We start from the raw sequence: 24,966 nt of genomic DNA, 5'->3' as shown, positions 1-24,966 counted from the left end.
CGGAAATGACCAGCTAGTTCGTGGTCTTTTCTGACGTAGATGGTACCTACCTGGGGTGCTTAGCGCTGGATCTCAGCCAGCAGCTCTGCTACGGCGTCCTCAACAGCGACCTCGCGGGCCTCGCCACTGCGGCGGTCCTTAATTTCGACCTTGCCCTCGGCAAAACCTCGACCGACCACCACGATAGTGGGTACACCCAGCAGTTCAGCATCGCCAAACTTAACCCCGGGAGATACCTTGGGGCGGTCATCGAACATGACATCCAGGCCGGCTGCTTCAAGGTCGGCAACCAGCTGCTCTGCTCCCTCAGCGACCTCGGTGCCCTTACCGGTCATGACCACGTGAACGTCGGCAGGTGCCAGGTTGCGGGGCCAAATCAGGCCCTTCTCATCGTGGTTACCCTCGGCAATGGCAGCCAGGGCGCGGGTGACGCCCACACCGTAGGAGCCCATAGTGACGGTCTGCAGCTTGCCGTTCTGGTCCAGTACCTTCAGCCCCAGGGCTTCTGCGTACTTGCGGCCCAGGGCGAAGATGTGGCCCATCTCGATACCGCGGGCAGCAATCAGGGGGCCGGAGCCGTCCGGTGCGGGGTCACCCTCGCGCACCTCGCAGGCCTCAATCACGCCGTCAGCTTCAAAGTCACGACCCAGCACCAGATCGTAGACGTGCTTCTGATCCTCGTTAGCGCCGGTGATCCAGGCTGAGCCTTCAACCACGCGGGGGTCAACGAAGTAAGGGATGCCGGTAGCTGACTCAACGCCCAGCAGCTTCTCATTCAGGGTCAGGCCGGGGCCAATGTAGCCCTTAACCAGCTCCGGGAACTTCTTGAAGTCCTCTTCACTGGCAGCTTCAACCTCAACTTCGCCACCAACGCCCAGCAGGGCACCAACATTAACCTCAACGCGGCCCAGGTCAACAGCACGGTCGCCGGGTACGCCGATAGCAACCAGCTGGCGGGTACCGTCGGGCAGGATAACAGCCAGCACCACGTTCTTGAGGGTATCGGCGGCGGTCCAGGGCTCGCCCTCGCGCGGGTGCAGAGTATTGGACTGGTCAACCAGGGTTTCGATGGTCGGTGAGTCGGGGGTCAGCTCAACACGGGCAGCCGGGGTTGATGATGCGTCCACGGGCTCAGGCACCACGGTGGTCACAGCCTCAACGTTGGCAGCGTAGCCGCCCTCGGAGCGCACAAAGGTGTCCTCACCAATCGGGGTGGGGTGCAGGAACTCCTCGGAACGGGAGCCGCCCATGGCACCGGACTGGGCCTGAACGATAGCGATCTCAAGACCCAGACGCTCAAAAATCTTGATGTAGGCGGCGCGGTGGGCCTGGTAGGCCTCTTCTAGGCCCTCGTCATCCATGTTGAAGGAGTAGGAGTCCTTCATAATGAACTCGCGGCCGCGCAGCAGGCCAGCGCGGGGGCGGGCCTCGTCGCGGTACTTGGTCTGAATCTGGTAGAGGTAAACCGGTAGGTCCTTGTAAGAGGTGTAGAGGTCCTTGACCAGCAGGGTAAACATTTCCTCGTGGGTGGGGGCCAGCAGCATATCTGCGCCCTTGCGGTCCTTCAGGCGGAAGAGGTTATCGCCGTACTCTTCCCAGCGGTTAGTAGCCTCGTAAGGTTCGCGGGGTAGCAGGGCCGGGAAGTGGACTTCCTGGGCACCGATAGCGTTCATTTCTTCACGCACGATGTTTTCGATCTTGCCCAGCACCTTCAGTCCCAGAGGCAACCAGGTGTACACGCCGGGGGCGGCACGGCGAATGTAACCGGCACGAACCAGCAGTTTGTGGCTCGCTACTTCGGCGTCGACGGGGTCTTCGCGCAGGGTGCGCAGGAACAGGTGTGACAGGCGCTGGACCAAGTGATTTCTCGCTTCTCTCGTACGGGGCCCGCTCTACCCGGCAACCTGGCCGAGTCGGGCATATTTACCTACCAGTTTACCGCCAACTGACTGAACGTGTACCCACTGCACCGATGGTGCTTATGACAGGACGCCGACCCCCACCCCCCCTGCCTACGGGCAAGGAGGTGGGGGCCGGCGTCCGCGCAGAAGGTTCTGCGAAAACCCAGGAGCTTAGAGACTCAGAGCGTTGTACCAGGCCAGCTTTGCCTGGCCCAGGTCGTTGAGCTCAGCGGTCATGAAAGCGGTTCCCTTGGTCCAGACCAGGGTGCCGCCCTCGAACTGCTGGGTGACAATGGTGGTGCCGTTAGCGGTTGCCTCGGTTGCCTCAGCAACGGGGGCACCCAGCATGGTCATCTCGTTCCAGATGTTCCAGTTACTGCCGTTAGCCCAGTCATTGTAGGAGGAGAAACGACCGCGGTCAGCCAGGTTCAGAGCCTCGGTCAGGGCTGAGGACTCAAAGGGCTGGGCGCCAGCCAGGGGCTTACCCTGGGCATCGGCCTTGATGTAGACCACCTTGTTAGCGTCTACGCGCAGTTCAAGCACCTGCTGCAGGGGAATGAACTTAGCTGCTGACCAGTCGTAGGTGGCATCGATCTCGGTGCCGGTTGCGGTGCGATCCATCAGACCGGCACCCCAGGTAACGGGGGATGCGGTGGTCTGGTTGTCCCAGTTGATGCAGGTGCCGTAGTCGTCGTACTGGATGAAGTAGTGGGAGATAACAGCGGTACCGGTGGAGTACAGGGCGTAGCCGTGGTCATCCCAGGTAACGGGGGTAGAGCACTGCTCAGCGGTGGTGTTGTAGAAGAGGGCCCGCAGTTCTAGGGCACCGGTCTTCCAGTGCTTGGTGTACTCGTTCTGGTAGAGGTAGGTACCGTACTCAGCGGGCTGAGCCAGGTAGGCTGCGAGCGCATCGGTGTTGATCATGAGCGCACGGTCCTGGGCAACGGAGTAGATGGCAGAGACGTTGCCGCCGAAGTCCTGGGTGACCAGGTCAGCGGTTGCCTGGGTCAGTTCGCCACCGGTCTCAGCTACGGCAACACCGTTAGCGGCGGCAACTGCGCGGGCATCGGCGATCTTGTTGGCAGCATCGCCGAAGTTGGTGTCGGCAGGAGCCTCGGGCTCAGCAGGGGTTTCGGGTTCGGCAGGAGTCTCGGGGGCTACGGGCTCAGCGGGAACCTCGGGGACAACCGGAGTCTCGGGCTCAATAGGAGTCTCAGGAGCTACAGGCTCAGCGGGACCCTCGGGTGCAACCGGAGTTTCAGGCTGAGCAGGCGCCTCAGGCGCAACCGGGGCCTCGGGCTCAGCGGGAGTCTCGGGTGCAACAGGTTCTGCCGGGGTCTCAGGCAGGACAGGGGTGGTTTCAACAACGGCGTTGTTGGTGAAGCAGGCGCGGGTCTTGGAGCGCTCTGCCTGCCAGGTCTTGGCCTCAGCAGAGTTGAGGTTGATGTAGGAACCAGCCTGGGTCTTTTCATCCAGCACAACGAGCCAGCGAGTCTTGCCGTCGTGGGTGGTGATGGACAGGCCACAGTGGCTGTGCTTCCAGGGGGCTGACTCAGCATTACCGAACTTCTCAGCACCACCGGCCTTCATGAAGGCTTCGCCGGCCGCGCCGGTTACTGCCTGCACGCCGCCGTACTTGCCCTGGGTGACAACACCGTTTTCGAAGGTCTGCTGGGTAGCGCCGTTGGCGAAGGTCTGCTGGGCGCCGGTTGCTGCGCCGAGGGCGTCCTTATTCTTTTCCCAGTAAGCGCCGATGGGGGTGGTGGTATCCACTGTTACGGCCTCTGCGGCAAAGGCGCCGGGAGCCATGGTCAGCGAAAGGCCGAGGAGGGTGGATACGCCAAGAGGTGTACGAAGGCTCTTCAATGCTTTCCCTAAAAGTTTGTGGTGATCAAGTGCTCTGCGCCTGAAAGAGGTGGGTGGGGCTTCAGGCCTGCGATGCAGAGTAAAAAGTGTGCACCCTCAAAACTACCAGCTTATGCACAGGGAAGAAACCGACCATTTAGGGGACAAGTGTGGCCCCACTGGGGGGATATGTCTGCTAATAGCAGCGCGGTACAAACAGCGCGAGGGAACAGCTCTGACCTAAAACAACACCGTGGCAAAGGTTGAGCGCTGTTGCCAGCCTGTTGCCTCGTAGAGGGCGCGAGCTGGAGCATTGTACTCGTTGACGTAGAGGGATAGGTGGGGGAAGCGCTGGCGAATCAGGTGGCAGGCTTGAGCCAGGAGCACGGGGGCTAGGCGCTGGCCGCGATAGGCAGGGTGCAACCAAACCCCTTGAAGCTGGCAGGTGGAGTCGTGAGCTAGGCCCAGGTCGGTCTTGAAAATCACCACATTTTCGCTGTTAACAGCGACCAGGGTTCGTCCGGTGCGGGTAAGTTCGTCGATGCGGCGGGTATAACCGGCCGGGTCGCGCGTCATGGGGTCGTAACCCACCTCTTCAGTAAACATCGCAACAGAGGCCCGCAACAGGCTGGGTCTATCGTCAGTTCGAGCCCAGCGCACCGGCTCTGTGATGGCTGGAGCGCCCAGGGAGGGGCGGGTGAGAGGAGCACGGACGAGCTCACTCAGGTCAGCTGCTGGCGGTAGCTCAAGCAGGGGTTGGTTTTCTCGCACGTCAAAGGGGGTGGACATACGGGAAGCCAGGTGGGACCAGATACCCAGCACAGGTTCGCTGTGCCCAAAGATGGAGCCGATACGACGGTTGTGCCGCCAGATGTACGCCGCTACCTGGCGTTGGTAGGGCTCGGGTACGGTCAGCGGTACACAGTTAGCTCCCAGCCAAAAGGCACCGACCAGGCAGTAGCGGGGTTCGACAGGCCCCGATAGAGACGCGGACGCCGGGGCCAAGGTCTCTGCCAGCCCCGGCATGGCAGCGCGTGGAACGGTAGCTTCCTCGGCAAAGTGGGCTCCAGCTGAGCTGCCCACTTTGGTAGCAGCTTTCGCAAGAAGCCCCTCTAGGGCAGAACGCACACGACCAGGTAGTCTCTCCCCCACGGTTTCGGTGAGGTGCGCAGCCGAGCCGGCGGGGGCGTCCTTGCTTCCCCATTCCCCGGGGAGATCTCGGGGGGCAAAAATTCCCATGAAACCGTGGGGGGTTTTCAAAGAAGTCAGGGCACTAGTGGCTGGTAGGCCAAAGTGATGCAGGTGTTCGGCGGCAAAGAGAAAGCCCACCGGGTCCGAGGCAATCATGGTTTCAAGCTCCGCCCGGTCATCGTTAGTGAGGGGGCGAATCAGGGCATCTTCTGCCCCGCGGGAGAAACGTGAAAAGACGGTCACGGTGGGCTTTTCTTCAGCTGCTTAGGAGACTGAAACGGTGGGTTCGCCTGAGAGGTCGATTTCGCCGCGTTCTTCCATCTCACGGGCGATACGGTTGGCCTCTTCAATCAGGGTCTGCACGATGTCTTCTTCGGGCACGGTCTTGATAACCTCACCCTTGACGAAAATCTGGCCCTTGCCGTTGCCAGAAGCTACGCCCAGGTCGGCTTCACGAGCTTCACCGGGGCCGTTCACAACGCAGCCCATGACGGCCACGCGCAGGGGCACCTTCATGCCTTCCAGGCCCTTGGTGACGTTTTCTGCCAGTTCCCACACGTTCACCTGGGCACGGCCGCAGGAGGGGCAGGAAACAATATCGAGCTTGCGGGGGCGCAGGTTGAGGGACTCAAGAATCTGGGAGCCGACCTTGACCTCTTCCACCGGAGGAGCCGAGAGGGAGACGCGGATGGTGTCGCCAATACCCTCTGACAGCAGGGCACCGAAGGCGGTAGCCGACTTGATGGTGCCTTGGAAAGCAGGGCCTGCTTCGGTGACGCCCAGGTGCAGGGGCCAATCCCCTGCGGCAGCCAGCTGCCGGTAGGCTTCAACCATAATGACGGGGTCATTGTGCTTGACCGAAATCTTGAAGTCCTGGAAGCCATGCTCTTCAAAGAGGGAGGCTTCCCAGACAGCTGACTCAACCAGAGCCTCGGGGGTGGCCTTACCGTACTTTTCCAGCAGGCGCTTATCGAGCGATCCGGCGTTCACACCAATGCGGATGGAGGTGCCGTGGTCCTTAGCGGCTGCCGCGATTTCTTTGACCTGGTCATCGAACTTACGGATGTTACCGGGGTTCACGCGCACAGCGCCACAGCCAGCCTCGATGGCGGCAAAGACGTACTTGGGCTGGAAGTGAATATCGGCAATCACGGGAATCTGGGACTGCTTAGCGATAATGGGCAGGGCTTCTGCGTCCTTATCGGTGGGGCAGGCAACGCGCACGATATCGCAACCGGCAGCCGTTAGCTCGGCAATCTGCTGCAGGGTCGCACCGATATCGTGGGTTTTAGTGGTGGTCATGGACTGCACCGAAATAGGAGATTCTGAGCCAACGCCTACGCTACCGACCTTAAACTGGCGGGTTTTACGGCGCGGGGCCAAAACGGGCGGCGGAGCAGCGGGCATTCCAAGGGCGACCGAGGTCAAATCTTCCTCCAAAGGTTCTTTGGCGGTGCGGTCAATGCGCACCTGTTCAACTATCTATTGTGCCACGCTTCAGCTCAAAGAGCGGTTGAGCTAAAGCACACAGGGGCAAGGACGCCCCACCTACTCAGCTCCTAGAACACGCTCACCGGCTTGAAGATATCGGCGGCTACCAAAATCACGGTCATCAGCAAGAAAGCACCAGCGACCAGGTAGGTCAGGGGCAGGAGCTTGACGGGGTCGAAGGGGCCGGGGTCGGGCCGACCCAGCAGCTTGGCACTCTTGCGGCGGAAGCCCTCCCAAAGGGCGCCCAGCACATGCCCACCGTCGAGGGGCAGCAGGGGGATGAGGTTGAAGGCAAAGAGCATGAGGTTCATCTGGGCGACCAGGGACACCAAGGAGGCTGCCTTATCGCGCAGAATGATCTGGTCATGGGCAGCGATTTCCCCGGCGATACGACCTACACCCACGACAGAGACAGGGCTGTTGGCGTCACGCTCGCCGTTGGTGACCAGGGTGACCGCCACCCCGTAGACGCGGGCGGGTAGCTTAATGAGGGTCGCTCCAATGCGTTCTAGCGATTCACCAACTGTGGGCAGCACCTCGCCAATAGTTCCGGGGGTGAGCTGGCTGGAGGGGCTGACACCAACGAAGCCAACCTCCTGGGTCTGGTAGCTGCCGTCGGAGTTGGTCAGATAGGTTCCGGTCAGCTCGTCGTAGATGGGGCGCACGGTCAGCATGGGGGTGATGGTCAGCTCTAGGCTCTGCCCACTGCGTTCTACGGTGAGAGGCACCTCGGTATCGGCGTTAGTGCGAATGATCTCGGTCAGCTGGTCCCAGCTGGTAATGGTCTGCCCGGCAAAGACGGTGATGGTATCCCCCGGTTGCAGGCCCGCTGCGTTAGCGGGTGACTGGGGGTCTTCGACCCCGCATTCGGTGGAGTTGGCTGTGTTGGCGTTAGTGGAGTCCACGGTTTGCACGCACTGGGCAACGGTCTGGACGCTGGTGGTCGGCTGATAGGAGCCAAAACCGGTGACCAGCACCATGGTTGCCACCACACCGATGAGCAAGTTCATGAAAGGCCCACCGAGCATAATGATGATGCGCTTGTAGACCGGCAGCTGGTAGAAAAGCCTGCCCTGGTCAGCCTCCGTGATACGTTCAGCGTCCGCCGCCCGTGCTTCGCGGGCAAGCTGCTGTAGGGGGCTGGTGCCACCGGCGCGCCCGTCCGTTCCGTCTTTGCCGGGCGGGTACATGCCAATCATGGAGATGTAGCCACCCAGGGGCAGGGCCTTGAAGCCGTATTCGGTTTCCCCGCGCCGCCAGGAGAAGATCGTCTTGCCAAAGCCAATCATGTACTGGGGTACACGCACGCCAAAGAGTTTGGCGGGCACCAGGTGCCCCAGCTCATGTAGGGCAATAGATGCGGCGATAGCCAGGGCCATCAGCACTACACCGATGATGAACAGTAGGACAGTCACGCGGGGGTGCTCCTTGTAGATGCGGCGCCCGGGGTGCTTGGGCAGGTCATCTGCCAGAGTACGCTATGGGGCTGGGAGCTGTCCCTTTACTGGGCCTTAGAATTTGCCCACAAAGAGGTAGGGCAGGTGGGTCTTTGAGGTGGTTTTTACCTTTACTTTTGAGTCAAAAAAGCCTTTACGTCACAAAGTGTTAAAGAGGGGTTTTCTCTGCCTCATTCGGGCAGGGGGCAGGTACCCCGCAAGGGGCCATAAGCCCAGAATAGTCGCTTTGACATGGAGAAATACTACACAATAGTACACATTAGCGTTTTTAAGCATTTACCATACCTATTTTGCTTCATCGGGCAAACTAGGCACAATAGAAGGAGAAAGCGCGCCACCTCAGCAGAGGCGCCACCCCATCACTTCACGAGGAGCACTCATCATGACTGCACAGGTTGAAGCCCCCACAACGGGAGTTTTTGTCAACGAACAATCCGCAAGCGCCTGGGAAGGCTTCACCCCCGGCCCCTGGCAAGACAGCATCGACGTGCGCGGCTTCGTCCTTGCTAACTACACCCCCTACGAAGGCGACTCAGCCTTCCTCGCCGGCCCCACCGACAAGACCCTGCGCGTCTGGGACACCCTCGAAAAAGACTACCTCTCCGTCGAACGCAAAAACCGCGTCTACGACGTAGACACCCACACCCCCGCAGAAATCGACGCCTTCCCCGCAGGCTACATCTCAGAGGACGACAACGTCATCGTCGGCCTGCAGACCGACGTGCCCCTCAAGCGCGCCATGATGCCCAACGGCGGCTGGCGCATGGTCGAGACCGCTATCCGCGAAGCCGGTAAAGAACCCGATGAAAACATCAAGAAAATCTTCACCGAATACCGCAAAACCCACAACGATGCCGTCTTCGACATCTACACCCCCCGCATCCGCGCAGCCCGTTCCTCCCACATCATCACCGGCCTACCCGATGCCTACGGCCGCGGCCGCATCATCGGTGACTACCGCCGCGTAGCCCTCTACGGCGTCGACAACCTCATCGCCGATAAAGAACGCGCCAAGCACGCTGTAGGCGACCAGGGCTTCTCAGAACACTGGGCCCGCTTCCGCGAAGAACACTCAGAACAGATCAAGGCCCTCAAGCGCCTCAAGAAGATGGCAGCCCTCTATGGCTTTGACATCTCCGGCCCCGCCCGCACCGCCCAAGAAGCAGTCCAGTGGACCTACTTCGCCTACCTGGCCTCCGTCAAGTCCCAGGACGGCGCCGCCATGTCCATCGGCCGCCTCTCCGGCTTCCTCGACGTCTACTTCGAACGTGACCTGGCCGCAGGCCTCATCACCGAAACCGACGCCCAGGAAATGATTGACGCCCTGGTCATCAAACTCCGCATCGTCCGCTTCCTGCGCACCATCGACTACGACCAGATCTTCTCCGGCGACCCCTACTGGGCCACCTGGTCAGACGGCGGTTTCGCCGACGACGGCCGCACCCTGGTCACCAAAACCTCCTTCCGCCTGCTGCAGACCCTCCGTAACCTAGGCCCCGCCCCCGAACCCAACATCACCATCTTCTGGGACGAAAACCTCCCCACCGGTTACAAGGAATTCTGCTCCGCCATCTCCATTGAGACCTCATCCATCCAGTACGAATCCGACCCCCAGATTCGTGAACAGTGGGGCGACGACGTCGCCATCGCCTGCTGCGTCTCCCCCATGAAAATCGGCAAGCAGATGCAGTTCTTCGGCGCCCGCGTCAACGCCGCCAAAGCCCTGCTCTACGCCATCAACGGCGGACGCGACGAAATGAGCGGCAAACTCATCGTCGAAGGCTACGAACCCATCAAGGGCGACGGCCCCCTCGACTTCGACGAAGTCTGGCTCAAGTACGAAGAAATGCTCGACTGGGTCATCGCCACCTACGTCGAGGCCCTCAACATCATCCACTACAGCCACGACAAGTACGCCTACGAGTCCATTGAAATGGCCCTGCACGACTCAGACATCATCCGAGCCATGGGCTGCGGCATCGCAGGCCTCTCCATCGTCGCCGACTCCCTGGCCGCCATCAAGTACGCCACCGTCACCCCCGTCCGCGACGAAACCGGCCTCATCGTCGACTACATCACCGAAGGCGACTTCCCCGCCTACGGCAACGACGACGACCGTGCCGACGACATCGCCGCCACCATCGTCCACACCGTCATGGAGAAAATCAAGGCCATCCCCCTCTACCGCGACGCCATCCCCACCCAGTCCGTGCTGACCATCACCTCCAACGTGGTCTACGGCAAGGCAACCGGTAACTTCCCCTCCGGCCACCGCGCAGGCACCCCCTTCTCCCCCGGCGCCAACCCCGAAAACGGCATGGACACCCACGGCATGGTCGCCTCCATGCTCTCGGTTGGCAAGCTGGACTACGAAGACGCCCTCGACGGCATCTCCCTGACCAACACCATCACCCCCACCGCCCTCGGCCGCACCAAGGAAGAACAGGTCACCAACCTGGTCGGAATCTTGGACGCAGGATTTATTCCTGAAGAGGACTAAAACTCAATAGATTCAGCAACCCCGGTAGAGGGGTGCCCACCAGCACCCTAAACGCCAGCCCCGAGCCAGCTGGCTGGCACCCCTCTACCGGGCTCGCAACCTCATCAACTCACCACTAAGGAGAACATCATGGCCGTCAAGACCTACGAAGAGCGCCTCGCTTCCATGAAGGCAAACCGCGCCAACAAGACCGCGCCCAAGGGCCTCTACCACGCCAACATCAACGTCCTCAACCGCGAAACCCTTGAGGACGCCATGGAGAACCCCGACAAGTACCCCAACCTGACCGTCCGCGTCTCGGGCTACGCCGTCAACTTCGTGCGCCTCACCCGCGAACAGCAGCTGGACGTACTCTCCCGCACCTTCCACCACGGAGCTTAGTGATTCTTCATGTCACTTGATATCTCTCACGAGATAACCGATACCGCCGGCGAGCTAGCATTTACTCCGCCGGCGGACCGGCATTCCGGGGCCGGCACCTGGGGCCTCGGTGAGCTGACAGAACTCGAACGCAGCGCCCAGCTCAAACTCATGCGCGAAGGCCAGCTAGGGTCTGTACACTCCTGGGAACTGGTCACCGCCGTCGACGGGCCCGGCACCCGCATGACCATCTTCATGAACGGCTGCCCCCTGCGCTGCCTCTACTGCCACAACCCCGACACCTTCAACATGAAGGACGGCAAACCCGTCATGGCAGCCGACCTCATCAAAAAAATCAAGCGCATGCGCAAGGTCTTCAAAGCCACCGGCGGCGGTATCACCATCTCCGGTGGCGAGGTGCTCATGCAGCGGGCTTTCGCTGAGAATATCCTCATCAGTGCCAAGTCCCTGGGGATCCATACCTGTATTGACACCTCGGGTTTCCTGGGGGCCCACGCCTCAGATGAGTTTCTCGATAATGTAGACCTGGTGCTACTCGATGTTAAATCGGGCTCTGAAGAGGTGTATCAGGCGCTCACCGGCCGGGCCCTGCAACCCACGATTGATTTTGGGGACAGGCTCTCAGCCCTCGGCAAGAAAATCTGGATCCGCTTTGTGCTGGTGCCCGGCTACACTGACGCCCCCGACAACATTGAGAAGGTAGCCGACATCGTCTGCCGCTGGCGGAATGTGGTTGAGAGGGTGGAGGTACTCCCCTTCCACCAGATGGGCACCGACAAGTGGGAGTCCCTGGGCTACGACTACAAGCTCAAGGACGTCCACCCGCCCAGCAAAGAAGCCACCGAAGCCGCCCGCGACATCTTCCGCGCCCGCGGCCTCACCGTCTTCTAGACTCCATACATCAAACGATGACCCCCTCGCTTCTCTCTTCACCCCATGGATTATCTCAGGGTGAAGAGAGAAACAAGGGGGTCATCTCTTTAGATACGCCTACGCAGGGGTAGGTCTATGCCTGCCCCAGAATCTCGTTGGCGCGGGTGCGGGCCCAGCGCTCGGCTTCCAGTACAGTCTCCAGGGTCAGAGAACCTGACTCGGCCAGGGCCGAAGAACTCGCGTGCTCATCGAGCACCCGCCCGGTTGCCTCAATCATGTCGGTAAAACGAATAGCGCCGGCGTGGAAGGCAGCAACCGCCTCCTCATTCGCCGCATTGAAAACAGCCGGGAAGGTGCCACCCCGCTGGCCAGCCTGCTTAATCATCTCCACCGCGGGGAAGGCCTTGTTATCTAGGGGCTCGAAGGTCCACTCGCTGGCCTGCGACCAGTCACAGGGCTGCGCGATCCCCGGAATCCGGTGGGGCCAGGTTAGCCCTAAGGCGATGGGCAGCAACATGGTGGGCGGGGATGCCTGGGCCAGGGTGGAGCCGTCCACAAACTGCACCATAGAATGCACCACCGACTGGCGGTGAACCGTCACATCAATGCGGTCCAGGTCAATGCCGAAGAGGTGGTGGGCCTCCAGCACCTCCAGGGCCTTATTGACCATAGAAGCCGAGTTGGTGGTCACTACCAGGCCCATATCCCAGGTGGGGTGAGCCAGGGCCTGGGCCGGGGTGACCTCCCGCAGCTGCTCATAGGTCATGCCCCTAAAGGGGCCGCCCGAAGCAGTGAGCACCAGCCGGTCAATCTCCCGGTCGGTACCCGAGGCCAGGGCCTGGGCCAGGGCCGAGTGCTCAGAATCCACAGGGATCATGGGCTGGTCCAAGGCAGAGGCGTCCACGGCAGCCTTGACCAGCTCACCACCGGCAATCAGGGATTCCTTGTTCGCCAGGGCCACCTGGGAACCGGCGTGCAGGGCAGCCAGGGTGGGTTCCAAGCCGATAGAGCCGGTAATTCCGTTGAGCACGACATCCGCCCCGGCCCGGGCAGCTGCGGTGGCAGCGTCCGCCCCCCACTCAATCTGGGGGCTGTAGCCCGGTGCTAGCTCAGCCAACAGCGAGCGCAGGGTGGTTGCGTCCGCTTCGGTACCGCTGGTGGCGACCAGGTGCGGACGCAGACGCGCCGCCTGCTCTGCCAGAAGCGGCAGGGAGCGGGACCCGGCTGAGATGGCAAGGACGCGCACGGGAGCGTCCTTGCTGCCAGTTTCGGCCCCGGCCAGGGAGTTAAGGTGGTCAATGACCTTCACCCCCTGGGTGCCGATAGAGCCGGTGGAGCCGAGTAGGGTGACCGTCCGCCCATCTTTCAGGAAGTCTGCTAGCTGGTCGGTGAGGGTTTCGCGGGAGGCGCCAAAGCGCTGAGTTGAGCCAAATCGCATACACCTATTTTCTCACAGGTCTTCCGATTGCCCCGGCCTCTTAGTCCTCAAAGAAGGCCCGCAAGGCTGAGCGTTGGGCCTCTTTGAAGTCCCTGATCACGGGGGCCTGGGGGTTGAGGGAGGGGGCGGCATGGTACATACCGGGAACCTCATAGAAGGCCGATTCGACCCCGGCTGCCAGCAGATGCTGGTGGTAGGAGTGGTCCTCAGAGTAGAAGAGGTCAATATCGCCCACCCCGATCCAGGCCGCAGGCAGGCCCTGAAGGTTTTGTCTGCGGGCGGGGGCGGCGTAGTCGGGCAGGGAAGCTGCGCCCGCGCGTCCGCCCAGATAGTCTGACCAGGCCAGTTTGTTATCGAGGGCCGTCCAGAGCCAGCGGCCTTGCCCGGCTTGGGCGGGGCGGTCGGTGCGGTCATCGAGCATGGGGTAGACCAGCAGTTGGAAGCCCACCGGGTGGCCGGTATCCAGGGCTTTTTGTGCCAAGGAGGCCGCCACCGGCGCTGGAGCCAGCTACCGCAATCTTGGCGGGGTTGATACCGTAGTCCTCGGCCTGGGTTTGGAGCCAGCGCAGGGCAGCGTAGCAGTCATCCAGGTCAGCGGGGAAGGGGGCTTCACCGGCATTGCGATACTCCACCGACAGGACGGGCACGCCCAGGTCAGCAGCCAACTGAGAGACCTTGGTCTGATCGGGGCCTGCTGAACCGAGCACATGACCGCCCCCGTGAATCCAGAGCACAGCCCCGTCATATTTTCTGTGCTCGGGCAGGTTGAGGAAGCAGGGCAGACCCCCGGGCAGGCCGGGTTGGGCAACGTCGACGACCTCGACGCGGACGCCCGGGGCCGGGGGCCCGACCGGCTCAAAGGCACGACGGGGCTCGCGCGAGTAGCGTCCTTTCAAGGCCATGTAGCCGGGGCGGGGGGCAATGAAGAGGCGCCAGTGGTAAAGCTCCGGGTGGACGTACTTATACTGCTGGTAGCCCCAAAAGGCGAAATGGCCAGCGGTGGCCGCGGCCAGGCCAGAGGCCAGGGTGGGGAGGATGGTTTTCTTCATACCTTTAAGTTTTACACCCCGATAGGTACCATCTAGGTGAGAAAAACCCACCTAGTTGGTGGTCATTTCTTGTTGAGATGGTACCTACCTGCCTAACCGACGATGTCGAAACTCTGCAGCTTCTTCTTACTCGCCTTACCGCCCTCGGTCTGCAGACCCAGCAGTTCAGCGTAGATACCGCCGGATGCCGCCAGATCAGCCGGACTGCCCACCTCATCGATGCGTCCCTCCTTGAGGGTAACGATGCGGTCCACGGTAGCAATGGTGGAAAGACGGTGAGCAATAATCAGGGAGGTACGGCCCTCCATCAGTTCTTCCAGCCCCTTCTGCACGGCCTGCTCGGCCTTGGTGTCCAGGGCGCTGGTGGCCTCATCCAGAATCAGAATCGGGGCGTCCTTCAGCATAGCCCGGGCAATGGCAATGCGCTGCTTTTGCCCGCCCGACAGTTTCAGGCCGCGCTCACCAATCAGTGACTCGTAGCCGTCCGCAAACTTCGAGATAAAATCGTGGGCGTTCGCCTTGGTGGCGGCCTCAATAATCTGCTCTCGGGTAGCATCGGGACGGCCGTAGGCGATGTTCTCGGCAATGGTACCCGAGAAGAGTGATGAGTCCTGGAAGACCATACCGATGAGCGAGCGCACCTTGGCCAGATCACTACCGGCGATGTCCATGCCGTCCACCAGCACGCGGCCTTCACGGGGGTCATAGAGCCCTTCGAGCAGAGCCATGAGGGTGGATTTACCGCCGCCAGACTCTCCCACAAAGGCGATGCGTTCTCCACTCTGTACCGAAAGATCAATTCCGTGCAGCACATCTGCTTCACCTTCGTAGCCAAAGGTTACGCCCTCAAAGCGGACGAGCTCGTCCCCCGGCTCTGCTGAAAGCTGGGTGGCTGCCTCGCGGGCAACAGAAGCAGGACGCGCCCCGGCAGCTCCTGCGGTAATAGCCAGGGCGCGGGCGTCCGACTGGCGCTCCATGACCTCGAAGTAGTCCTTAGAACCGGCGATAGCGCGCTGGGCGGTGTCAACAATCCAGGAAAGTGAGTTGATGGGGGCAACGGCCATGGCAAGGAGCTGAATGAGCAGCACCATGTCGCCGATACTAAAATCGCCGGCCAGAGTCCGCAGGAAAATCAGCAGGTAGAGGGCAAAGAAGATGAGATTGAGGAAAGAGAGACGGGCAACGTCCATAGAGTGCCAGAACTTGGACTGAGCACGGGTGAGCCCGATAGTTTTCTCAAAGCGGCCGCCAAAGTCGCTAAGTTCTCGGCGCTCTCGGCCAAAGGATTTAACCACGCGAATCTGACCGATGACCTCGGCAAACCGACCTGATGCGATATCGATGTTCTCGTTCTTTTCGCCTTCCCAGACCTGCCATTTTTCGCTGGTCTTGCTGGTGAGCCAGAAGTAGACCGGGAAAATAACGATCAGCAGGAGCCCCAGGGGCCAATAGTAGAGAGAGCTAATCACGATCACCGACACGGTAGTGAGCACCAGGGAGATAAAGGTGTTGCTCATGGTTTTGACGAAGTTGGTGACTTCGGTGATGGAGCGGTTGAGACGGGCGATGATGGTGCCGGTCAGCTCGGTGTCGAAATAGGACAGGGGCAGGGAGAGCAGTTTCTCGTAGTAGCGCACCGACAGGATAGTACGCATGCGCTGACTCATCACATCACCAATGTAGCCACCAATGTTGGTGGTCAGCACACTCACCAGCTGGGCCACCAGGTAGACCACGGCAAACCAGGCGATGGTTGCTCCGGTTGTGGGGGTGGAACCGTTCAGGTGGTTCACCACGGTATCGGTTGCCCCGGAGATGATGAAGGGGGCTAGCAGGGAGGTTGCGCTGGTCAGCACCGCGCAGATGATGATGCCAATGAAGTAGGGCCATAGCTCCCTGGTGGCTTTGACGATTCTGGCGATGCTTTTCATGGGGTCCTTGCCTGCCGGTGTTCTAGTGGCGCCCCACTACCCTACCGCCGGCGTCCGCCCGCAGAGCTGAGGTGCCGGTGTTCTCTTGCCCACGCGGGCAACACAAAACCCCGGTGGGCGTCTGCTCTTGCACGAGGACGCCCTCCGGGGCTTAGGTACTTAGGGGTAAGCTGCTAGGGCTTAGGCCTTGTTCTTAGTGATAGCACCGTAGATCCAGAGGACCAGCAGTGAACCTACAACGGCGGTGAAGAGGGTGCCGATGCTGAAGCTCTGGATGCCGTCCGACAGGCCGGGGATGAAGCTACCGATGAAGCCACCGAGCAGTGCACCGACGATACCGAGCACCATAGTGACCAGGATGCCGCCACCCTGCTTGCCGGGCATAATCAGCTTAGCGAGGGCACCAGCAATGAGGCCAAGAACGATCCAACCGAAGATTGACATGTTTTCCTTCTTTCATGAGGTTACGGGGGCTAGCCCGAGTTGTTCAGTGTGCTTCAAGTTTATATCAGATTCCAAGATAATACTAAGTAAACTACAAGTGTGTTGACTTACTATTTACGCAATCACTCAGGCTGGGCCAGCCCCGGCAAAAATTACCCCCACCGCCAGCTCACCTTTGACAGCTTGCTAGCGATGGGGGCAGAGAGGTAGGAGCCTACTGCTTCTTAGTGGTCGATAGCTCCTTCTGCACCGACACCGGTGAGGGAGCGAACTTCCATCTCAGCCTGCTTAATCTCATCTTCCTTATCGCCACCGAGGGAACCGAGGAAGCCCAGCAGGAAGGCAGCGGGAATCGCTACGATACCGGGGTTAGCCAGGGGGAACCAGGCAAAGTCCGCGCCGGGAATCATGGAGCTTTCTGCACCGGACATCACCGGGGAGAAGATAATCAGGATGACCGAGATACTCAGACCACCGTACATAGACCACAGGGCACCGCGGGTCTTGAAGCCCTTCCAGAAGAGGGAGTAAACAATGGTGGGCAGGTTAGCAGAAGCTGCTACCGCAAAGGCCAGGGCCACCAGGAAGGCTACGTTCTGCCCCTGGGCACCGATACCGCCTGCAATAGAGAGCAGACCGATAACAACCACGGTGGTTTTTGCAACGCGGATTTCCTTGGCAGGGTCAGCATTGCCCTTGCAGATAACGTTGGTGTAGATGTCATGCGCAAAAGAGGCGGACGCAGTGATGGCAAGACCCGCCACCACAGCCAGGATGGTGGCGAAAGCAACAGCAGCAATCACACCCATGAGCAGGGAGCCACCCAGTTCAAAGGCCAGCAGGGGGGCTGCCGAGTTGACGCTACCGGGAGCTGCCGTAATGGCGTCCGCACCCACCAGAGCTGCAGCGCCGAAGCCGAGCACCAGGGTGAAGAGGTAGAAGAGGCCAATCAGCACGATAGCCCACACCACAGACTTACGCGCTTCCTTGGCGGTGGGAACGGTATAGAAGCGCATCAGAACGTGAGGCAGGCCAGCTGCACCGAAAACCAGAGCCAGGGAGAGAGAGATGAAGTCCAGCTTGGTCAGGTCATTTAGACCGTACTTGAGACCGGGCTCAAGAATCGCCGGGTTGCCGGAGGTTTCAACCGCCGAGCCGAGCATGGCAGAGAAATTGAAGCCGTAGATAGCCAGAATCCAGATGGTCATAATGGCAACACCAGAGACCAGCAGAACTGCCTTAATAATCTGAACCCAGGTAGTGCCCTTCATGCCACCGATGAGCACGTACACAATCATGAGTACACCCACGATGATAATGACCAGCGACTGACCTGCCTTAGAGCTAATACCCATCAGCAGGGAGACCAGGGCACCTGCACCGGCCATCTGGGCCAGCAGGTAGAAGAGGGTAACCGCCAGGGTTGAGATACAGGCGGCGATACGGACGGGGCGCTGGCGCAGACGGAAAGAGAGCACATCTGCCATGGTGAACTTACCGGTATTGCGCAGGGGCTCAGCCACCAGCAGCAGGGCCACCAGCCAGGCGACCAGGAAGCCAATCGAGTAAAGGAAGCCGTCGTAGCCCTGAAGAGCAATAGCACCCACGATACCCAGGAAGGAAGCAGCCGAGAGGTAGTCACCCGCGATAGCAAGACCATTCTGGGTACCGCTAAATGAGCGACCGCCTGCATAGTAGTCTGCCGCTGTCTTATTGTTCTTTGAGGCGCGAAGCACCACCACCATGGTGGCCAAGACGAAAGCCCCGAAAACCGCCATGTTCACCCAGGGGGTGCCCACGGTCTGAGTGCTAGCTTCAGCAGCCAGCAGAGTTCCTGTTGACGTCATGAGATTCACCCCTTAGTGAGTCTTATGGGCGTAGCGCCCTGCTTCGATATCAGCGCGAAGGCTGCTTGCGCGCGGGTCAAGCTTCTTATTAGCAAAAGCTACGTACCAGCCGGTAATAGTGAAGGTGGTAACGAACTGTAAAAGGCCAAAGATAATGCCGATATTGACGTTGCCCAGCACCTTAGTTGCCATGAAACCTGGGGCGTAGACCGCCAGAATGACGTAGAGCAGGTACCAAACCAAAAACGCCACAGTCATGGGAAAGACGAAGGACCTGTGGGTTGCGCGAAGCTCTTTAAACTCACCGCTTTTCTGGGCGGCCCGGAAGTCAACATCCTCAGCGTCAATAACGGGCTGATGAGACTCAGGTGATGTGTGTGCCATCACTACCTCCTTTGTGTAACTGAAAACACATTAGCCTGTTAGCTGCATTACACACAAGTATCTGGACTAAAAAGTGCGGACCACCTGAAATATTTCAGGTGGTCCGCACAATTGAGCTTTTCTTCGCTTACTGGGCCGTATCCTTGAGGTACTCGATAGCCCGACCCAGGAAAGCATCAACCTGAGTTTCCTCATAGCAGATATCCCCCGTTGCCGGACTAAAAGCTGCTGCCCTAATATCAGCGGGGGTGAGAACGTCCGCCCCCTTCAGATGGGACAAGAGACGCTCGCAGAGAGCATCAACCTCCTTGGTGAAGTACCCCTTGGTCAGCCGTTTGGCAGGCCTGCGAAAGCGCTGCCCGGCGGGGCGCTCTAGGCGGCCAAGCAGCAGTTCCCGCAGTTCCTCAACCGCCTGGTCCCAGGCCAGCTGGCCGTAACGCTGTACGTAAAGGTGGCGTTCCAGCTCACAGAAACGATCCTCAACCTTATCGAGGGCCGCATCCACATCGTCCGGGGCGTAACCGCCCTTCTCAGACTCAAAAACCGCCTCGCGTACCGTGCATGAGGTATGAACGTCTTTCCCCAGCTCAGAGCCTGAGAGTATAAGCTCATAGTCGTCGGCAAGGCGGGTGAAGAAAGAATCTACTGCGGCAACCGAGTAGCCCTTCTCCTGGGCACCGGCCCGCCGGAACTCTCCGGAAGATTCAGCCTGATGTTTCATTGAGCCTCCAATATCTAGCAGTGCCGCTCTAGAAGAGGGCTGAGAGCACCGAGAAAATCACGTAGCCGATAGCAATAGCAAAGACAATGGAATCTAGGCGGTCCATCACGCCACCGTGACCGGGCAGTATATTCGACATATCTTTGATACCGATTTCGCGCTTAACCATAGACTCACCCAAATCGCCCGCGGTAGAAGCAATCACCAGGAAGATTGCCACGACCAGGCCGTACCACCAGGGATCGCCGATGAAGAGGGAACAGATCATGCCCACGATAATCGAGCCCACCATCGACCCGGCAAAGCCCTCCCAGGTTTTCTTGGGCGAAATCTTGGGGGCCATGGGGGTTTTACCCCATTTGACGCCAGCGATGTAACCCCAGGTATCGTTGCCGATAGCCATGAGTAGGATCATCAGCACCTTGCCGGGGCCTGAGTCTTCGCGGTAGAGCAGCAGGGCCAGGGAAATCATGAAGGGCACCCAGGACATCACGAAGATGGACCCCATGATCGACATAATCATGCCGTCGCGCTCCCCCACGATGCGCCAGCCAATCAGCACCAAGATTGAGGCGACCACCGTAAAAATCAGCCAGGGACCGCCCCCATAGTAGGCGGCAAACGGCATGATGAATGCGGTGGTGACGGCGGGGATAACGGGGATTCCCATGCCGCGTTTCTGGTTGAGCCCGTGGCAGACCTCCCAGGTGCCCACAGAAACAGCAGCTGCTGCAAGGAGCACAAGGATGAGGGGAACAAAAAACAAACCCACCGCCAGCAACGCGCCCAGCACGAGGCCGACGGTGATGGCGGCGGGTAGATTCCTGCCGGCTTTAGAGGCCTGGGGCTGCTGTTCTTGAGAGTGAACAGTCATGCGGTTTTAGACCTCGAGCAGTTCTGCTTCCTTGGACTTCAGCAGAGCATCAACGGTGTCGATGTGCTTCTTGGTCAGGGCGTCGAGTTCCTTTTCGCCGCGTGAGCCCTCGTCCTCGCCGATTTCGCCGTCCTTAACCAGCTTGTCGAGAGCGGTCTTGGCGTGGCGGCGGGTGTTGCGGACGGCAACACGGCCCTCTTCAGCCTTATGGCCGGCCATCTTGATGTATTCCTTGCGGCGCTCTTCGGTCATTTCGGGCATGACAACGCGCACGACGTTGCCATCGTTGGCAGGGTTAGCACCGAGGTCTGAGTCGCGGATCGCCTTTTCGATGGCACCCAGGGCGCTCTTGTCGTAGGGGGTAATCAGGACGGTGCGAGCTTCGGGGGTCTGGAAGGACGCCAGCTGCTGCAGGGGGGTGGGGGCACCGTAGTAGTCTGCGGTGAGGTTTGCGAAGAGGGCGGGGTTGGCGCGTCCGGTGCGGATTGAGGCGAATTCGTTCTTGAGGGCCTCGACGGACTTGTCCATCTTTTCGCCGGCTTCGAGTAGGGTTTCTTCAACCATCTGTTGTTAGTCCTTTAGGGTTGTGCCCGTCAGTGGGCGCGATATAGGTAGTCTTTATCTAGTCTAGTGGTCGTGGCGCGTTTAGGCAGTGACCAAGGTGCCGATTTCTTCACCGAATGAAGTGCCCGGGTGCGAGCGACCGAGCACGCAAGAGGGCACGGAATCATCCGAGGCACCTAGGCAGTAACCAAGGTGCCAATCTCCTCACCGAGGATGGCTCGAGCCACGTTTCCTTCTCCCTGCATGCCGAAGACGCGCATGGTGACGTTGTTGTCCTTGCAGAGGGAGAAGGCGGTCTGGTCCATGACGCGGATGTTGCGCTTTAGGGCTTCGTCGTAGGTGAGCTTGTAGAGGCGCTCAGCGTTGGGGTCCTTGTTGGGGTCTGCGGTGTAGATGCCGTCAACGCCGTTCTTGGCGACGAGGACCTCGTCGGCGTGGATTTCGAGGGCACGCTGGGCGGAGACGGTATCGGTGGAGAAGTAGGGCAGGCCTGCGCCTGCGCCGAAGATAACCACACGGTCTTTTTGCATGTGGCGGATGGCGCGGCGGGGGATGTAGTTTTCAGCGACCTGCTGCATGGAGATAGCTGACTGGACGCGGGTGTCGATACCGGCCTGTTCCAGGAAGTCCTGCAGGGCCAGGGAGTTCATGACGGTGCCCAGCATGCCGATGTTATCGGCGCGGGAGCGGTCCATGCCGGCCTCTGAGAGCTCCGCGCCGCGGAAGAAGTTGCCGCCACCCACAACGACTGCGACTTCGACCCGACCGATGGTTGAGGCAATCTGTTCTGCGATACCGCGGACGACCTCGGTAGAAATGCCGACTTCACCGCCACCGAAGACCTCGCCGGAGAGCTTGAGTAGGACGCGGCGTCGGCCGGTATCGTCGCGGTGGATGGTTCGGGTTGACTCTGCCATGGTGGCCCTCCTGAAAAGGTCAAAAATTTTTTTGCGGCATCCCTTGCGCGCTTTGTTTCTAGCATACGGCAAAGGGGAGCCCCTGTGCGGGGCTCCCCTGAGCTATAAGCTTTTTTGGTGCTCAATCACACCTGACGAGTATTAGGCGCCGACGCGGAAACGCTCGAAAGCGGTTGCGGTTGCACCGTTCTCTTCCAGAACAGCAGCTACGGACTTGGAGGAGTCCTTAGCGAAGTCCTGGTCAAGCAGGGTGTTTTCCTTGTAGAAAGCCTTGAGCTTACCTTCAACGATCTTGGGGATGATCTGCTCGGGCTTGCCTTCACCGCGTGCGGTTTCTCCAGCAACGCGCTTCTCTGCCTCGATGTCCTCAGCTGAGATGGAGTCTGAGTTGAGGTACTTGGGGCTCATAGCGGCGATGTGAACAGCTACGTCGTGAGCAACTTCCTCGGTGTTCTCGCCAGCTACTGCGAGCAGAACGCCAACCTGAGCGGGCAGGTCCTTGGAGGTCTTGTGCAGGTAAACAGCAACGTTCTCGCCCTCAACGCGAGCTACGCGGCGAACAACGATCTTTTCGCCGAGCAGGGCGCCTGCTTCGGTGGTGAGCTCATCAACGGTCTTACCTTCGTAAGAAGCTGCCTTGAGTTCTTCCAGGGTGGAAGCGTTAGCGGCAACTGCTGCTTCAAGAACGTCGTTACCGAACTTGATGAAGGGCTCGGACTTAGCAACGAAGTCAGTTTCTGAGTTAACTTCGATCATGAAGCCAACGCCGTTTTCTACGCGTGCAGCAACGAGGCCTTCTGCGGTTGCACGGCCTTCGCGCTTGGTGACGCCCTTGAGGCCCTTAACGCGGATGATTTCCATTGCCTTCTGCTGGTCGCCGTTGGCCTCGTCGAGGGCCTTCTTGACGTCGAGCATGCCTGCGCCGGTCTTTTCGCGCAGAGCCTTGATGTCGGCTGCGGTGTAGTTCGCCATGGTGAACTCCTTATATTTTGAACAGATTAGGGAAATCTATTGGGCTCTTACCGGTGGTGCTGGTAAGAAAGGTGAGAACGGCACCCACCGAATGTGGGCGGGTGCCGTTTCTCTTATGAGGCTTTACTTAGCTTCTTCAGCGGGTGCTTCTGCCTTGGCAGCTTCGTGCTGCTCGAGCAGTTCGCGCTCCCATTCAGCCATGGGCTCTTCAGAAGCATTAGCTGACTTGCCGGCCTTCTTGTTTTCGCGTTCCAGCAGACCTTCGGCAACTGCGTCCGCGATGACGCGGGTGAGCAGATTGACAGAGCGGATTGCGTCGTCGTTGCCGGGGATGGGGAAGGAAACCTCGTCAGGGTCGCAGTTGGTGTCGAGGATAGCAACTACGGGGATACCCAGCTTCTGAGCTTCGTCAACAGCCAGGTGTTCCTTCTTGGTGTCAACAACCCAGATCAGTGAGGGGGCCTTGGTGAGGTTGCGGATACCACCGAGGGTCTTCTCGAGCTTCTCGTGCTCGCGACGCAGAAGCAGCAGTTCCTTCTTGGTGAACTGTGAGCCTGCAACATCGTCAAAGTCGATCTGCTCGAGTTCCTTCATGCGCTCGATGCGCTTTGAAACGGTGGCAAAGTTGGTGAGCATACCACCGAGCCAGCGGTGGTTGACGTAGGGCATGTTCACGCGGGTAGCCTGCTCAGCAATGGCTTCCTGAGCCTGCTTCTTGGTACCAACGAACAGAACGGTGCCGCCGTGAGCAACGGTTGCCTTAACAGCTTCGTAGGCCTGGTCGATGAAGGCCAGTGACTGCTGCAGGTCAATGATGTAGATGCCGTTGCGCTCGGTGAGGATGAAGCGCTTCATCTTGGGGTTCCAGCGGCGGGTCTGGTGACCGAAGTGGACACCTGAATCGAGAAGCTGGCGCATAGTTACGACGGGCATGTCGTCTCCTTATTAGTGTGGGTGCCGGGCGGGCCCCTGATTCCAGGCTAGCTCCGCTCCGCGCATAGTAGTTATCGGTTTACATGTGGAGCCTGTGGGCGTGAACCCGCTCCCCTGGTAACGCTCAGACCTGTTCGTTGGAGTGACGAAGCCAGTCTCAGACCTTCACCGGCATATGTGCCGGACCGAGAGTTCCTTATCAACTAGAGGCTAGTTGCTTCGCGTTACGCGACGTCAGACCCTGGGTGAGGCTCGCATGAACGGTTCGCTCAGGAGGGGTCTCTATGTAAAGGGATTCCCCTTGCCCTAGCTCTACCCGTTTTTTGGGCAGGCGCAGGGGCAAACTGCAATCAACAACTATACCGCATGATTGGGCTTTAATCACCGGGGTTTTGGCTCTTGTGGTGGCAGGTTTCCAGTGGTAAAGATAGAGGCAACCAACGGTTGGCGCTGCCAGGGGTAAGGTGCGGGTTCCGGCCGGAAGGTTTTGCTATGTTTTCTCTCGTATCGCCCTCTAGATCATTTCTTAGGTTTCTAGGGGTTTGGTTGTGCGCCCTGTTCTTGGTGGGTGCTGTGGCGCCTGCTGCTGTTGAGGGGCGGACGCCGCCCTGGCAGGCTCCGGTGGAGGGCCAGCTTGAGGTGCTGCGCGGCTTTGAGAAACCCGCCGTCCGCTGGTCTTCCGGGCACCGCGGGGTTGATTTGGCGCTGGGGCCAGGTGGGGACGTCCTTGCTCCTTATGAAGGTGAGGTAGTTTTTGCCGGCACCGTGGTGGATCGGCAGGTGCTCACCCTTGAGCACCCGGACGGGCGGCGGTCGTCCTTCGAGCCGGTGAGCGAGCCACTCCCCGTGGGCACCCGCGTGCAGGCGGGTGACGTCATCGCCCAGCTAGATTCTGAAATTCAGCACTGTGCCCCCAACTTTTGCCTGCACTGGGGAGTGCGAGAACCAGCTCCTGGCTCTGAAACAGCGCGCAGGGGGCTCGATTACACGAACCCCCTGCTCCTACTGGGACTTGAAGACCCCAGTGTGCTATTGCCTATCGGCGATGATTTTGCGGCCTAGCGGACTCGTTTCACCCCACCAGCCTCAGTCCACCGCAGCTCAACACCACTAGAAAACTTCAAAGTCACACTACCATCAGCCTGCACAGTCTCATCAGTTGTGGGAAACCCCAAGGTACTTGTATAGCCGTTATTGACCCAATACCAATAAAGCGCACCATGAGCAGTGATATGTACTGGGTTCAGTCCACA

The 24,966-nt window shown here is 59.8% G+C and carries 20 protein-coding genes and 2 pseudogenes; 4 read left to right on the top strand and 18 right to left on the bottom strand.

All coding sequences use genetic code 11. The annotated features are described in order from the left end of the window. Positions 1–59: 59 nt before the first annotated feature. From ACRCJM_RS09120 to ACRCJM_RS09100, 5 genes are all read right to left on the bottom strand, one after another. Positions 60–1,859, bottom strand: a complete 1,800-nt coding sequence (locus ACRCJM_RS09120; protein WP_431464671.1) for a proline--tRNA ligase — start codon at positions 1,857–1,859, stop codon at positions 60–62. Between the two features lie 213 nt (positions 1,860–2,072). Then, a complete protein-coding gene (locus ACRCJM_RS09115; RefSeq protein WP_431464670.1) occupies positions 2,073–3,767 on the bottom strand; it encodes a hypothetical protein in 1,695 nt (564 codons plus the stop codon). Between the two features lie 219 nt (positions 3,768–3,986). Then, complete coding sequence (locus ACRCJM_RS09110) at positions 3,987–5,180, bottom strand: GNAT family N-acetyltransferase (protein WP_431464669.1); 1,194 nt, start codon at positions 5,178–5,180, stop codon at positions 3,987–3,989. A gap of 21 nt (positions 5,181–5,201) precedes the next feature. Beyond that, complete coding sequence (ispG, locus tag ACRCJM_RS09105; RefSeq protein ID WP_185173294.1) at positions 5,202–6,365, bottom strand: flavodoxin-dependent (E)-4-hydroxy-3-methylbut-2-enyl-diphosphate synthase; 1,164 nt, start codon at positions 6,363–6,365, stop codon at positions 5,202–5,204. A gap of 131 nt (positions 6,366–6,496) precedes the next feature. Next, positions 6,497–7,843, bottom strand: coding sequence for a M50 family metallopeptidase (locus ACRCJM_RS09100; RefSeq protein ID WP_431464668.1), 1,347 nt, complete (start codon positions 7,841–7,843; stop codon positions 6,497–6,499). A gap of 424 nt (positions 7,844–8,267) precedes the next feature. Between ACRCJM_RS09100 and ACRCJM_RS09095 the strand changes: the two genes are divergently transcribed. From ACRCJM_RS09095 to pflA, 3 genes and pseudogenes are all read left to right on the top strand, one after another. After that, positions 8,268–10,385, top strand: a complete 2,118-nt coding sequence (locus ACRCJM_RS09095; protein WP_431464667.1) for a pyruvate formate lyase family protein — start codon at positions 8,268–8,270, stop codon at positions 10,383–10,385. A 138-nt stretch (positions 10,386–10,523) separates the two neighbouring features. Further along, a pseudogene (gene grcA2, locus ACRCJM_RS09090) lies at positions 10,524–10,766 on the top strand (autonomous glycyl radical cofactor GrcA2); the annotation flags it as partial. A gap of 9 nt (positions 10,767–10,775) precedes the next feature. Then, on the top strand, positions 10,776–11,657 hold the full coding sequence (pflA, locus tag ACRCJM_RS09085) for a pyruvate formate-lyase-activating protein (RefSeq protein WP_431464666.1): 882 nt from the start codon (positions 10,776–10,778) through the stop codon (positions 11,655–11,657). 115 nt (positions 11,658–11,772) lie between these two features. Here pflA and dxr read toward each other — a convergent pair whose 3' ends face one another. The 12 genes and pseudogenes from dxr to rpsB form a co-directional block, all read right to left on the bottom strand. Then, entirely contained in the window at positions 11,773–13,077 is a 1,305-nt protein-coding gene (dxr, locus tag ACRCJM_RS09080; protein WP_431464665.1) for a 1-deoxy-D-xylulose-5-phosphate reductoisomerase, read from the bottom strand. 40 nt (positions 13,078–13,117) lie between these two features. After that, positions 13,118–13,979, bottom strand: a pseudogene (locus ACRCJM_RS09075) (alpha/beta hydrolase fold domain-containing protein). 239 nt (positions 13,980–14,218) lie between these two features. Next, positions 14,219–16,057 carry an ABC transporter ATP-binding protein gene (locus ACRCJM_RS09070; protein WP_431464664.1) on the bottom strand — a complete coding sequence of 613 codons (1,839 nt, stop codon included), beginning with the start codon at positions 16,055–16,057 and terminating at the stop codon, positions 14,219–14,221. A gap of 180 nt (positions 16,058–16,237) precedes the next feature. Beyond that, on the bottom strand, positions 16,238–16,501 hold the full coding sequence (locus ACRCJM_RS09065) for a GlsB/YeaQ/YmgE family stress response membrane protein (protein ID WP_185173300.1): 264 nt from the start codon (positions 16,499–16,501) through the stop codon (positions 16,238–16,240). Positions 16,502–16,725: 224 nt separating this feature from the next. Further along, positions 16,726–18,348, bottom strand: coding sequence for a solute symporter family protein (locus ACRCJM_RS09060; protein ID WP_431464663.1), 1,623 nt, complete (start codon positions 18,346–18,348; stop codon positions 16,726–16,728). Between the two features lie 12 nt (positions 18,349–18,360). Further along, positions 18,361–18,732 carry a DUF485 domain-containing protein gene (locus ACRCJM_RS09055; protein ID WP_431464662.1) on the bottom strand — a complete coding sequence of 124 codons (372 nt, stop codon included), beginning with the start codon at positions 18,730–18,732 and terminating at the stop codon, positions 18,361–18,363. Positions 18,733–18,859: 127 nt separating this feature from the next. After that, positions 18,860–19,453 (bottom strand): DivIVA domain-containing protein, encoded by a 594-nt coding sequence (locus ACRCJM_RS09050; protein ID WP_431464661.1) that lies wholly within the window; start codon positions 19,451–19,453, stop codon positions 18,860–18,862. Between the two features lie 28 nt (positions 19,454–19,481). Continuing rightward, a complete protein-coding gene (locus tag ACRCJM_RS09045) occupies positions 19,482–20,327 on the bottom strand; it encodes a phosphatidate cytidylyltransferase (protein WP_431464660.1) in 846 nt (281 codons plus the stop codon). A 6-nt stretch (positions 20,328–20,333) separates the two neighbouring features. Continuing rightward, entirely contained in the window at positions 20,334–20,891 is a 558-nt protein-coding gene (gene frr, locus ACRCJM_RS09040) for a ribosome recycling factor (protein WP_431464659.1), read from the bottom strand. 176 nt (positions 20,892–21,067) lie between these two features. Then, positions 21,068–21,808, bottom strand: a complete 741-nt coding sequence (gene pyrH, locus ACRCJM_RS09035) for a UMP kinase (RefSeq protein ID WP_237186888.1) — start codon at positions 21,806–21,808, stop codon at positions 21,068–21,070. A 141-nt stretch (positions 21,809–21,949) separates the two neighbouring features. After that, on the bottom strand, positions 21,950–22,780 hold the full coding sequence (gene tsf / locus ACRCJM_RS09030) for a translation elongation factor Ts (protein ID WP_431464658.1): 831 nt from the start codon (positions 22,778–22,780) through the stop codon (positions 21,950–21,952). Between the two features lie 123 nt (positions 22,781–22,903). Then, on the bottom strand, positions 22,904–23,713 hold the full coding sequence (gene rpsB, locus ACRCJM_RS09025) for a 30S ribosomal protein S2 (protein WP_185173307.1): 810 nt from the start codon (positions 23,711–23,713) through the stop codon (positions 22,904–22,906). Positions 23,714–24,286: 573 nt separating this feature from the next. Between rpsB and ACRCJM_RS09020 the strand changes: the two genes are divergently transcribed. Then, positions 24,287–24,775: a M23 family metallopeptidase gene (locus ACRCJM_RS09020; RefSeq protein WP_431464657.1), complete on the top strand. Its 489-nt coding sequence runs from the start codon at positions 24,287–24,289 to the stop codon at positions 24,773–24,775. On the opposite strand, the gene ACRCJM_RS09015 is transcribed toward ACRCJM_RS09020, so the two are convergent. Beyond that, positions 24,772–24,966: hypothetical protein (locus ACRCJM_RS09015; RefSeq protein WP_431464656.1), on the bottom strand; the 195-nt coding region annotated here is incomplete at its 5' end. The two genes, ACRCJM_RS09020 and ACRCJM_RS09015, sit on opposite strands and share 4 nt — an antisense overlap.

Origin of the sequence: Rothia sp. L_38, assembly GCF_050689125.1 — a bacterium.
Lineage (GTDB): Bacteria > Actinomycetota > Actinomycetes > Actinomycetales > Micrococcaceae > Rothia.
This window is presented reverse-complemented; position numbering and strand designations above follow the sequence as displayed.

Bases quoted from the DNA above. Each gene is read 5' to 3' on its own strand.
- pyrH (WP_237186888.1), bottom strand. From the start codon at position 21,808: ATGGCAGAGTCAACCCGAACCATCCACCGCGACGATACCGGCCGACGC.
- ACRCJM_RS09055 (WP_431464662.1), bottom strand. From the start codon at position 18,732: ATGGCACACACATCACCTGAGTCTCATCAGCCCGTTATTGACGCTGAG.
- frr (WP_431464659.1), bottom strand. From the start codon at position 20,891: ATGGTTGAAGAAACCCTACTCGAAGCCGGCGAAAAGATGGACAAGTCC.
- ACRCJM_RS09050 (WP_431464661.1), bottom strand. From the start codon at position 19,453: ATGAAACATCAGGCTGAATCTTCCGGAGAGTTCCGGCGGGCCGGTGCC.
- ACRCJM_RS09060 (WP_431464663.1), bottom strand. From the start codon at position 18,348: ATGACGTCAACAGGAACTCTGCTGGCTGCTGAAGCTAGCACTCAGACC.
- ACRCJM_RS09070 (WP_431464664.1), bottom strand. From the start codon at position 16,057: ATGAAAAGCATCGCCAGAATCGTCAAAGCCACCAGGGAGCTATGGCCC.
- pflA (WP_431464666.1), top strand. From the start codon at position 10,776: ATGTCACTTGATATCTCTCACGAGATAACCGATACCGCCGGCGAGCTA.
- ACRCJM_RS09045 (WP_431464660.1), bottom strand. From the start codon at position 20,327: ATGACTGTTCACTCTCAAGAACAGCAGCCCCAGGCCTCTAAAGCCGGC.
- ACRCJM_RS09095 (WP_431464667.1), top strand. From the start codon at position 8,268: ATGACTGCACAGGTTGAAGCCCCCACAACGGGAGTTTTTGTCAACGAA.
- ACRCJM_RS09065 (WP_185173300.1), bottom strand. From the start codon at position 16,501: ATGTCAATCTTCGGTTGGATCGTTCTTGGCCTCATTGCTGGTGCCCTC.
- rpsB (WP_185173307.1), bottom strand. From the start codon at position 23,713: ATGCCCGTCGTAACTATGCGCCAGCTTCTCGATTCAGGTGTCCACTTC.
- tsf (WP_431464658.1), bottom strand. From the start codon at position 22,780: ATGGCGAACTACACCGCAGCCGACATCAAGGCTCTGCGCGAAAAGACC.
- dxr (WP_431464665.1), bottom strand. From the start codon at position 13,077: ATGCGATTTGGCTCAACTCAGCGCTTTGGCGCCTCCCGCGAAACCCTC.